Consider the following 10,575-nt stretch of genomic DNA (forward strand, 5'->3'; position numbering starts at 1 on the left):
CATGCGCATCGCCCATTTCTGCATCGACCGCCCGATCTTCGCGGCGGTCCTGTCGATCCTGATCGTCATCTTCGGCGTGGTCGCCTATCCGACGCTGCCGGTATCGCAATATCCCGAGATCGCGCCGCCCACGGTGGTGGTGAGCGCGAGCTTCCCCGGCGCCAGCGCCGAAACCATTGCCGACGTCGTCGCCGCGCCGCTGGAGGAGTCGATCAACGGCGTCGAGGACATGCTGTACATGTCCTCGTCATCGACCGGTGATGGCAACCTGGCGATCACCGTCACCTTCGCCCAGGGTACCGATGTCGACCAGGCGCAGGTGCTGGTGCAGAACCGCGTCAGCAGCGCCGAACCGCGCCTGCCGCAGGAGGTGCGCCAGATCGGCGTGACGGTGCGCAAGAACTCGCCCGATCTGCTGATGGTCGCGAATTTCTTCTCGCCCGATGGCTCGCTGACCCAGCCCTATATCAGCAACTATGCGACGCTGCAGATCATCGACCGCATCTCGCGCATCGAGGGGGTCGGCTCGGCCAGGCTGTTCGGCGGGCGCGATTACAACATGCGCGTGTGGATCGACCCCGAACTGGCGGCCAGCCGCAACCTCACCGTGGACGAGATCGTCGGCAAGATCCGCGCGCAGAACGCGCAGGTATCAGCAGGCTCGATCGGCCAGCCACCGTTCAACAGTGGCGGTACCGCGTTCCAGCTCGGCGTGCAGACCCAGGGACGGCTGAGCACGCCCGAGGAGTTCGGCCAGATCGTGATCAAGCGCGACGGCCTGGCGCTCACGCGGCTTGCCGATGTGGCCCGCATTGAACTGGGTGCGCAGGATTACAGCGTCAACGCCTTTGCCAGCGGCAAGCCAACGGTGGCGCTCGCCATCTCGCAGTTGCCCGGGTCGAACGCGCTGACGGTCGCCAAGGCGGTCGAGGATGAGCTCAAGCGCGCCGAAGGCAATTTCCCGCCGGGCATGGCGTACAGCATCCCGTATAACCCGACCAGCTATGTCGAAGCGTCGATTGCGGCGGTGCAGGACACGCTGGTCGAGGCGATCATCCTCGTTGCCATCGTCGTGCTGTTGTTCCTGCAGAGCTGGCGCGCGGCGATCATCCCGATCATCGCCATCCCGATTGCGCTCGCGGGCGCGATTGCGGTGCTGGCGGCTTTGGGCTTCTCGCTCAACAGTCTCTCGCTGTTCGGCATGGTGCTGGCGATCGGCATCGTCGTCGACGACGCAATCGTTGTGGTCGAGAATGTCGAGCGCCTGATGGAGGAAGAGGGGCTGAGCCCGCTCGATGCCGCGCACAAGACGATGGACGAGGTCTCGGGCGCGCTGATCGCGATCGCGCTGGTGCTGTGCGGCGTGTTCATCCCGACCGCGTTCATCCCCGGCATTTCGGGGGCCTTCTACCAGCAGTTCGCGGTCACCATCGCTGGTGCGACGGCTTTCTCGGCATTCGTGTCGCTGACGCTGTCGCCGGCGCTCGCCGCGCTGCTGCTGCGTCCGCGCAGCCATGAGGACAAGGACATTCCGGCGGGCTGGCGTGGATGGGGCGCGCGCTTTGCACGCGGCTTCAACCGCGGCTTTGCCAAGCTTTCGGAGCGCTATGGCCGCCTCACCGCGCGCACGATCCGCAGCCTGATGTTCATGGGAATTGCCTATCTTGCGCTGATCGCGGTGGCGGGATGGCGCTTTGCCGCGACGCCTGCGGGCTTCATCCCCGCGCAGGACCAGGGCTATCTGATCGGCGTCGTGCAGATGCCGCCTGGCGCCTCGCTCCAGCGCACCACCGCGACGCTCGAGGAAGCGCAGGCGCTCGCGCTCAAGAACCCCAATGTCGTCAGCACCATCGCCTTTGCTGGCTTTGACGGCGCGACCTTCACCAATGCGCCCAATGCCGGCGCGATCTTCATCACGCTGAAGCCGGCGGGCACGCGCATCGGCGCGACCGAGGTCGCAGGCGAGCTGTTCGGTGCGATGGCGCAGATCACCGCGGGCAACATCCTGGTGATCGCCCCGCCCCCGGTCTCCGGCCTGGGTACCGGCGGCGGCTTCAAGATGATCATCGAGGATCGCGGCAATGCTGGCTTGCAGGCTCTGGAAGGGGCGGCCTTCGCCATGATGGGCGGGGCCAACCAGACCGAGGGCATTGCCGGCGCGTTCACCACCTTCAACACCCGCACGCCGCGGCTGTTCGCGGACATCGACCGCGCGCGCGCCGAGCAGCTGGGCGTACCGGTGGAGAATATCTTCTCGACGCTCGGCACCTATCTGGGCTCGAGCTATATCAACGACTTCAATTTCCTCGGCCGCACCTTCCGGGTGACCGCACAGGCCGATGCCCCGTATCGCGACGATGTCTCGGATATCGGACGGCTGCGTACGCGCTCGTCCACGGGGCAGATGGTCCCGCTCGATGCGGTGATGAGCCTGCGCAACGATTCGGGGGCCTATCGCGTGGTGCGCTACAATCTGTACCGTGCGGCGGAGTTGCAGGGCGACACCCTGCCCGGCTATTCGAGCGGCCAATCGCTCGATGCGATGGAGAAGCTGGCCCAGCGCGTGCTGCCCCAGGGCTTCGATTATGAATGGACCGAAATCGCCTATCAGCAGCGCGCAGCCGGAAGCACCGGTACGCTGGTGTTCGCGCTGGGCGTGATCTTCGTCTTCCTGCTGCTCGCCGCGCAATATGAGAGCCTGGTGCTGCCGCTGGCGGTGATCCTGATCGTGCCGATGTGCCTGCTGGCCGCCATTCTGGGCGTGAACCTGATGGGACGCGACAACAACATCCTGACGCAGATCGGGCTGGTCGTGCTGATCGGTCTCGCAGCCAAGAACGCAATCCTGATCGTCGAATTCGCGAAGCATAACGAGGATCACGGCCAGTCGGTGCTGGAGGCGGCGCGCCATGCCGCCGCGCAGCGTCTCCGCCCGATCCTGATGACATCGCTCGCGTTCATCCTGGGCGTGCTACCGCTGGTGATCTCGTCGGGGCCAGGCGCGGAAATGCGCCAGGCGCTGGGGATCGCGGTGTTCTTCGGCATGATCGGCGTGACCATTTTCGGCCTGCTGTTCACCCCCGCCTTCTATGTGATGGTGCGGACGCTCGAGGAGCGGATCAAGGCGTGGTCGCGCCGTCGCCGCAAGGATGATCCGCCCCCGCCCGCCCCAAGCCAGCCCGTTCTGGAGGGCAACCAGCCATGACCCTGAAATTCCGTCTGCTCGCCGCCGCAGCCCTCAGCGCCACGCTCGCTGCGTGCACCGTCGGCCCCGATTTCGAGCGACCGACCACGCCGGCCAGCGCTGCGCAGGGCTTTGCCGAAGGTACCGATCCGCGCTTTGCCGCCACGCCGCTGCCCGATGGCTGGTGGAGGCTCTATCAGGACCCGGCACTCGATGCGCTGGTCAGGAAGGCGCTCGAGCGCAATACCGATGTGCGCGAGGCCAGCGCCAATCTGCGCCGTGCCCGCGCGCTGATCCGCGAGGCCCGCGGACGGCTGTTCCCCAGCTTGAGCACGAGCGCGTCGGCCAATACCAACCAGGTCGGCACCGGGCAGAATGCCGGAGTGGGCTTTGCCCCGCCCGAGCCGCTGACCTTCGATTTCTATCAGCTCGGCAGCGATGCCTCCTATGAGATCGACCTGTTCGGCGGAGTCCGGCGCTCGGTCGAGGCGACGCGCGGCGATGCGCTGGCCGCAGCAGCCGATCTCGATGCCGCGCGGGTCAGCGTGGCAGCAGAGGTCGCGCGCAACTATGCCCTGGCCTGCTCGAGTCGCTTGCAGGCCGACATCGCCCGAGAATCGCTCGCCACGCAGCAGCGGACGCTCGACCTCAACCAGCGGCTTTTCGCCGCAGGCCGCGGACAGCGGCGCGATGTTGCCAATGCCGAACTGCTCGTCGCCCAGGCCCAGGCCCAAGTGCCGCAGTTCGAGGCGGAACAGCGAGCGGCGCTTTATGCGCTTGCCACGCTGACTGGCGATACGCCGGCCAGTATTGACACTGCCGCAGCGGCCTGTACCACGCCGCCACGGCTCGACAACGCAATCCCGATCGGTGACGGCGCAGCCCTGCTTGCACGGCGTCCCGACGTCCGCGCGGCCGAAGCCAGGCTGGCGGCAGATACGGCGAGGGTCGGCGTGGCGACCGCCGCGCTCTATCCCTCGATCCGGCTGGCCGGCTCGCTGACCATTGGCGGAACCAGCCCGAGCGCGCTGGGCGAATCGAACAATATCGGCTTCAGCCTCGGCCCGTTGATCTCATGGTCGCTGCCGATCGATGGCGCGGCACGCGCACGGGTCAATGCGGCCTCGGCTCAGGCCGATGCCCGATTGGCGGCCTTTGATGGTGCGGTGCTCACCGCGCTGCAGGAGACCGAACAGGCACTCGCGCGGCTCAAGGCCGCCATCGAGCAGGAAGCCAGCCTGCGCGATGCGGCCAAGGCTGCCGAGGAGGTCGCACGGATCACGCGAATTCGTTTCAGAGCGGGTCGCGACAATGCGCTGCAACTGCTGGAGGTAGAACGCAATCTGCTTGCGGCGCGCGCTGCCAGCGGATCGGCCGCGGCGGCCCGGGCAGAAGCGGAGGTCTCGCTGTTCCGAGCCCTGGGTGGCGGCTGGGAAAATGCGCCGGCGGTGCAGGAAATCAGCGCTACGAAACGGGATTGATCCTGGGCATCAGTTCCGCAGCCGCTCGATCGCCTGGGCCAGCGCGACATAGAGCTTGCCGGTTTCCGACGACAGCAGCGTGACCCCCATCACGCCGCCGTCGCGGGTCGACAGCACGGTGCGCAGCATGCTTTCGAAATCGTGGATATAGCGGTTCACCAGCTCGAAAAATCCGGGGTCGTTCTCATAGGCGGACGCGATGTCCTTCGCCTCGCCACTGTCGATCAGTCGCACCGCACGCCGCGTGAACACGCCGCGATCGCCGCGCAGATAGGCCGACCAAGCCGTATCGCTGACCTCGGCAGAGAGGATCTTGTCGACATCGATCGCGGTCGAATTGAGCGACTCGGTCAGCAGCGCCAGTCGCCGCGCGAAATCATTGTCGGTGCGCTCTTCGGCCAGTTCGCGCGCATCAGCAACCCGGCGCTCGAGATGGGTGGCAAGATCGTCGACCCGTGCCAGCTGATCCCTGAGGTGCAGGCTGGCATCGCTGGTAGCGCCGACCGCACGGTTGATCGCGCTCTCAAGCTTGCCGACCAGCTCTTCCGCCTTGCCGCGCAGCACCTTTTCGAGCGCTGCGGCACTGTCCTGACCCAGCTTGTCGGTCGCGCCTGCAATTGCGCGATCCATGGCCCTGCGCGCCTCGTCGGCAGCCGCCTGCGCCTCGCGATGGACATCGCGCATCGTCTCGACCAACTTGATCGCCGATGTCTCGTTAAGCTGGTCGATATCGTCGCGCGCCGCGCGCATCGCCGCGACAAGGGCGCCGATATCCTCGGCCCGCTCGCGCCATCCTGACTCGCTGCTGCCCGCCAGCCTGGCGATCTCGGCCGATTGTTCTGCGATGCGCTGCTCGAAATTGCCGAGGATCGAGCCCAGCCGGATCATCTCGTCATCGACCTGCGAAACATGCGCGCGCAGGCTCGCTACGCCCTGTTCGCTCGTGCCGGTCTTGCGATCGAGTTCCTCCAGAGCAGCCGGGATCGTCACTTCGGCCTGCCGCTCGATCGACTCGAGCAGCGTGCGTACACGCTGCGACTTGCTATCGAAAATCTCGGCATGCCCGCTGCCTGCAGCCAGTTTCTCGGACAGGCTCGCAACATTGGCATCGAGCGCCGACAGGGCAAAGGCCAGACGCGCGAGCGCCTCGCTGCTCTGCTCGTCCATCGCCTGCAGGCGGCGCTCGGCATTGCCGATCTGCGCATCGGCGGCGGCAATGATCTGGCGGATCGTGGCTTCGCTCTCGCCGGCTGAAGTTGCCAGCGTGCCCAGCGTCAGCTCCAGATCCCCGGCAGCGGCACGCATGTCCTGACGACTGCGCGCGGCGCGCTCGGCCATCGCTTCGGCCAGGGTAGCGAGCGAACGTTCGAGCTCCGTGACATGAGCCTGCAGCTGTTCCGTCTGGATCTCTGCCGTCCGATCAAGATTGCTGCGCGTGTTCGCCAGGCGGCTGGCGACGGTCTCGATCGCGCGGTCCATCTGCTCGCTTGCCTCGGCAACATGGCCGGTGAGCGCGGCACCGCTGGTCTCGACCGACTGGGCAAGCCTGGCTGTCGCGGCATCCGATTCCTGCACCAGGGTGCCGATCTGGGCGCTGGCGGCCTGGCCGAATTCGTTCAGTTTCTGGAACGCGGCGATCATGCTTTCGACCTGGCCTTGCGCCGTGCGCCCGGCATTGCCGATCTGATTGGTCACATCCTTGGCTGAATTGGCGATGACCGGCAGGTGGTTGCGCAGCTTTTCCATATTGCCCTGTGCGGCTGCGCTGACCTCGCCGATCGCGCGCATTCCGGTGTCGCTGGCCTGGATGGTCGCGCGCAGTTCCTCGGCAAAGCTGCGCAGCCGGTCGCTCGAAACCCGCCCGAGCGACTCAAGCTCAAGGCTCTGATTGGCAAGGAACTCGCGCGCCAGCGACAGCTCGGCATTGACGTGTGCCAGCCGGGTTTCGAGCAGGCTGCTCTCCGCCCGCAACGACCCGGCAAGCTGCGCGAAACGGCGCGCTTCGCTGTGGCTGTTGCGCTGCATGACCAGATAGAGCGCGGCGATCAGTGCCACCGGCATTGCCCATTGTGCGATCGCCTGCATCGCCAGTTCGGGGGTCATCATCGCCAGCCACATCGGCAGCGACGCCCATACGAACGCCGCCGTCCAGGCAACGCCCAGCGCCAGCGCGGCCCAGCCCCAGCGTCCGATCACCGGCGCGGCCGCAGGCACCTCCTCGTCGCTGGCCCAGGGCGCGTGCGAATCGCTCGGCTCTTCGGCTCCCGCACGCACCAAATTGGCCGGTGCCGCCATGTCCGGAACCGGCTCCTGCGCCGCAGGATTTTCCTCGCTGCGGCCATGCCGCAGGTCGATGATCTTCTTCCCCTCACCCATGCCGACATGCTTAACAGATTTTGCCCCGCCAGAAACTGAAAGTTAAGGCGGTTGGTCTATTCCGATGCCCCATGGCATATGAATCCGGAGCTTTGAACGCGGCGCTGGCCGCCGCTGTCGGCAGCGATCCCGATCTGGTCGCCGAGCTGCGCGGGGCCTTTATCGAGAGCGCTGCGCGGCAGATCGACCTTCTGGGCCGCGCGCGGTGTGACGCCAACTGGCATTTCGCGGCGCTTCGCCTCAAGAGCCTGGCCGCCAGTTTCGGTGTACAGGGCATTGTCGATCTTGCCGACCAGGCGCTCGAGGGCGCCCCGGGCGATCCCGTGGTCCTGCGCGAACTCGCCGCCGCGATGCGCGACTTCGGCGAGATACCTGCCGCCGACCTGTAAACTTGCGCATTGCATCCTCGGCTGCGCCGCAGCCGGTTGGCATCCCCGTGCCCACCCGATAAGAGGGCCGCTCCCGTTCATATGGAGCTCCATGACGTGCGTACCGCACTGATATCGCTGACCGAAACCGTGCCCGGCAGCACCGCACTGCGCGGTGCGCTGCCGCTGGCGCATGGGCGGCTGGCGATGCTGCATATCGATCTGGCGGTCCAGGCGGGCGCTGGCGAAATCCTGTGCCTCGTCGGCACGGTCGACGATCGCATCCGCGAAATCGAGGGCTATGCCGCTCAGCGCGGACTCGCGTTTCACCTGGTGCGATCGGTTGCCGATATCAGCGTGCGGCTCGCCAGCGAGGACGAGCTGCTGGTGATCGCGGATGGCCTGTATGTCGCTCCTGCCGACATGGACAGGCTCGCCCGCGAGACCGGCACGTTCGTCGCCAGTTTCGCCCCCGGTGACGGCGCACGCGTACTGATCGAACGGTTTGAGCGGATCGATATCAACCATGTCTGGGCGGGGCTCGCCTGCGTTCGCGCGCGTGACCTGGTCGAGGCGCGTGACCTTCCCGAAGACTGGAGCATCCAGTCGGCGCTGCTGCGCCTGGCGGTGCAGCGCGGCTATCGGCGTGAGGTGCTGCCGTTCTCTCTGGCCGAAGCCGGGCGGATCGCGATCGTGCGCGAAGCGGGAGAAGCCGAAATTCTCGCCCTGCAGGAGCTGGCCGGAGCATCGGGAGGGCTGGGCGGCAAGGTCGTCCAGACCGGCGCGATGGCCTCGCTGGCAAGGCGCGTCTGGTCGACCGGATGGAGCCGCCCGGCGCTCAGGCTCGCAGGCATCGGCCTGCCCGTGATCGGAATCGGTATGGCAGGCGCGCAATGGGGCATGGCGGCGCTCGCCATGCTCGTGACGGGGCGCGCGGCGGGCCATGCGGCCAACAGGCTGTTCGGGCGCTTTGTCGGCAGTCTGACAAGGCCTGTCGAACAGATCGCGCGCGACGTTGCGTTCGCGATCGCCTTCATCATCGTCACGGTGCTCAGCGTGGCTGCGTCGGACCGGCTGTCCGGGCTGTTCGCGGCGTTGCTGCTGCCGGGCCTTGCCACCGTGCTGAGCCGGGTGCCGGGACCGCTGCCGCAGCTCTGGCGCAGGCTTGCGGGATCACCCAGCCTGGTCGCCCTGGCGGCCATGGTTGCCTTGCCGCTCGGCCTGCTGATGCCGATGCTGATGCTTTGGAATCTCGCGCTGACGGGGCTTTTGCTGTGGCAGACGCACCGCGCGCCGCTTGCAGCGGACAAGGCCTGAACCCATATCGATGGCAGGGCGCTGATCCTTTCAACTAACAGCATTTTAACCAGCCATTGGTAGGGCAAGGCGATGAGTACCGACATGGCCCCCGCACGCCCGACCTTACGGGACGTAGGCGCGCTGCTGCGCCAGGCCGACGTTCAGGCCCGGCAGGCCATGGCGGTCCCCGCGTTGGTGCGCCATCAATTGCTCCCCGAACAGGCCCAGGCGCTGCGCGAGGACGACCTCAGCCTTACCGGCGGTTTTGTCGAATCGCTGGTCGTGCAGCTCGCCAAGGCGCTCACCGGCTCGGCCGAGCTGGGTCCGGACATCGCGCGCCATGCGGTGCTGGCGCATGCCCCGACCACGCGGCTGCTGTTTGCGCGCGCCATTGAGGCGCGGCTGTGCCGCCAGTCCTCGCTGCTCGGCCACGGAACACCCGAATTGCCTCCACGTGTCGAAGCCCAAGTGGGCGATGCACAGGATGAGCTTGCCGAAGCCGCGATGGCGCTGATCATCGCGCAGAGCCGGTTTCTGAGCCGCGCGCAGGCGTTCGCGATCGACACCGACGAGCTGCCCCCCGAGACGCTGCACGGCCTGGTGCGAAGCTGCCTCGCCTATCTGCAGGAACGCCCGGACAGCGACCCGCTGGAGCTGAACCGGGCGGCTGCAGCATTTCTGCAAGGCTTTGACGAGCGTCGCGGACGCCCGCACCGGCTGATGCGGTTCTGCCATCTGTTCGAACTGCCCCGCAGCGCAGAGGCCTGGTCGCTCGCCGAAAATGGCGCGAGCCTGACCGTCGCGATGCTCGAGCGGACGAGCGGGCTGCCTGCCGATCTTCTGTTCGACATGCTGCGCGATGCCGATCTCGCGCGGCTGGCCGTGGTCTTGCGCGCCTGCGGCCTGGAGACCGATGTCGCCGCCGGGCTGCTGCAGGGGCTGGCTGCCCTTGCCTCCTTGCGAGCAGACGCCTTGCCGCCCGCCGCAGACCTGCGCGCGCTTGTTCCGGAGGATGCTGCCCGGCTTGTCGCAGGCTGGCGCAATCTCGATCCGCTGGCGCACCCGGGAGCCCTGTGGTGATCGCTCGCGCCAATCCTTCTGAGGCAGCCTCGGCAAGCGCCATGGCCGATCATCCGCACGTCGTGAAGATCGATCGCGACGGGCGGCTGTTGCATGCCGATGCCCGGGTGGCGGAGCTGCACCATGCGCTCGGTGGTGCCGAGGGCGAGGTTCTGGCCATTCCCGCGCTGCTCGATCTGGCACGCCACGCGATGCGCCTCGGCATGCGCCTGTCGCGACCGTTGACGATTGTAGGCCCGAAGGAGTCAGTCGACCTGTGGTGCGACTGCGAGCCGGGCGCGCAAGGGATCGATCTCCGGATCAGCCAGTGGCGAGAACGACCGCTCCCCGAAGCCGAAACTGCCGCCCCACTGCCCATCTTCGTGCCTTCTTCCGAGGCGAGCGTGGATATCCGCGTCGATCCGCTCGGCCGCATCCTGCATGTGCAGGATATGGTGATGCTGCCGGCTGACTGGGATGCCGAGCGCGTCACGTTGAAGCCCGTGGGCGCGCTGATCGCGACCGAGGATGGCGCGCCGCTCGTGCTGGCGGACTGCCACAACGGCGTGCGCGTCCGCCTGATCGGCGACCCCCGGTGCTGGACCCTGTATCGCACGCGCAGCGATGCCGGCGCCGGATGGAACCTGCTGCTGACCGAAGCGCCCGCCGCACCCGAGCCGCAAGCCGCCCCTTCCCCACCGCCGCTTTTCGATGGCGAACGCCTTGCGCATATGTTCGGCAGCCAGATCGGCCCGGCGCTGCGCCAGCCGATCGGACGGATCATTGCCAATGCAGAGACCATCGGCGG

At 67.0% G+C, this 10,575-nt stretch carries 6 protein-coding genes and 1 pseudogene; 6 read left to right on the top strand and 1 reads right to left on the bottom strand.

Annotated features, from left to right (window positions below):
- The first annotated feature begins 1 nt into the window (after position 1).
- Both AX735_RS18440 and AX735_RS18445 read left to right on the top strand, forming a co-directional pair.
- The gene (locus tag AX735_RS18440; RefSeq protein WP_066283130.1) at positions 2–3,205 is read left to right on the top strand and encodes an efflux RND transporter permease subunit; all 3,204 of its coding nucleotides are present in this window, start codon (positions 2–4) and stop codon (positions 3,203–3,205) included.
- Entirely contained in the window at positions 3,202–4,665 is a 1,464-nt protein-coding gene (locus AX735_RS18445; protein WP_066283134.1) for an efflux transporter outer membrane subunit, read from the top strand. The genes AX735_RS18440 and AX735_RS18445 overlap by 4 nt, the downstream gene beginning before the upstream one ends.
- A gap of 9 nt (positions 4,666–4,674) precedes the next feature.
- Here AX735_RS18445 and AX735_RS18450 read toward each other — a convergent pair whose 3' ends face one another.
- On the bottom strand, positions 4,675–7,041 hold the full coding sequence (locus tag AX735_RS18450) for a hypothetical protein (RefSeq protein WP_066283138.1): 2,367 nt from the start codon (positions 7,039–7,041) through the stop codon (positions 4,675–4,677).
- A gap of 71 nt (positions 7,042–7,112) precedes the next feature.
- Between AX735_RS18450 and AX735_RS18455 the strand changes: the two genes are divergently transcribed.
- The 4 genes and pseudogenes from AX735_RS18455 to AX735_RS18470 form a co-directional block, all read left to right on the top strand.
- A complete protein-coding gene (locus AX735_RS18455; RefSeq protein WP_066283144.1) occupies positions 7,113–7,430 on the top strand; it encodes an Hpt domain-containing protein in 318 nt (105 codons plus the stop codon).
- A gap of 96 nt (positions 7,431–7,526) precedes the next feature.
- Entirely contained in the window at positions 7,527–8,726 is a 1,200-nt protein-coding gene (locus tag AX735_RS18460; RefSeq protein WP_137775393.1) for a hypothetical protein, read from the top strand.
- 72 nt (positions 8,727–8,798) lie between these two features.
- Positions 8,799–9,788, top strand: coding sequence for a hypothetical protein (locus AX735_RS18465; protein ID WP_066283156.1), 990 nt, complete (start codon positions 8,799–8,801; stop codon positions 9,786–9,788).
- A pseudogene (locus tag AX735_RS18470) lies at positions 9,785–10,575 on the top strand (hypothetical protein); the annotation flags it as partial. The gene AX735_RS18465 and the pseudogene AX735_RS18470, both read left to right, overlap by 4 nt.

It is taken from the genome of Blastomonas sp. CCH1-A6 (assembly GCF_001556365.1).
GTDB lineage: Bacteria > Pseudomonadota > Alphaproteobacteria > Sphingomonadales > Sphingomonadaceae > Blastomonas > Blastomonas ursincola.

Coding starts and splice junctions, on each gene's coding strand:
- AX735_RS18440 (WP_066283130.1), top strand. CDS start 2: ATGCGCATCGCCCATTTCTGCATCGACCGCCCGATCTTCGCGGCGGTC.
- AX735_RS18445 (WP_066283134.1), top strand. CDS start 3,202: ATGACCCTGAAATTCCGTCTGCTCGCCGCCGCAGCCCTCAGCGCCACG.
- AX735_RS18450 (WP_066283138.1), bottom strand. CDS start 7,041: ATGGGTGAGGGGAAGAAGATCATCGACCTGCGGCATGGCCGCAGCGAG.
- AX735_RS18455 (WP_066283144.1), top strand. CDS start 7,113: ATGGCATATGAATCCGGAGCTTTGAACGCGGCGCTGGCCGCCGCTGTC.
- AX735_RS18465 (WP_066283156.1), top strand. CDS start 8,799: ATGAGTACCGACATGGCCCCCGCACGCCCGACCTTACGGGACGTAGGC.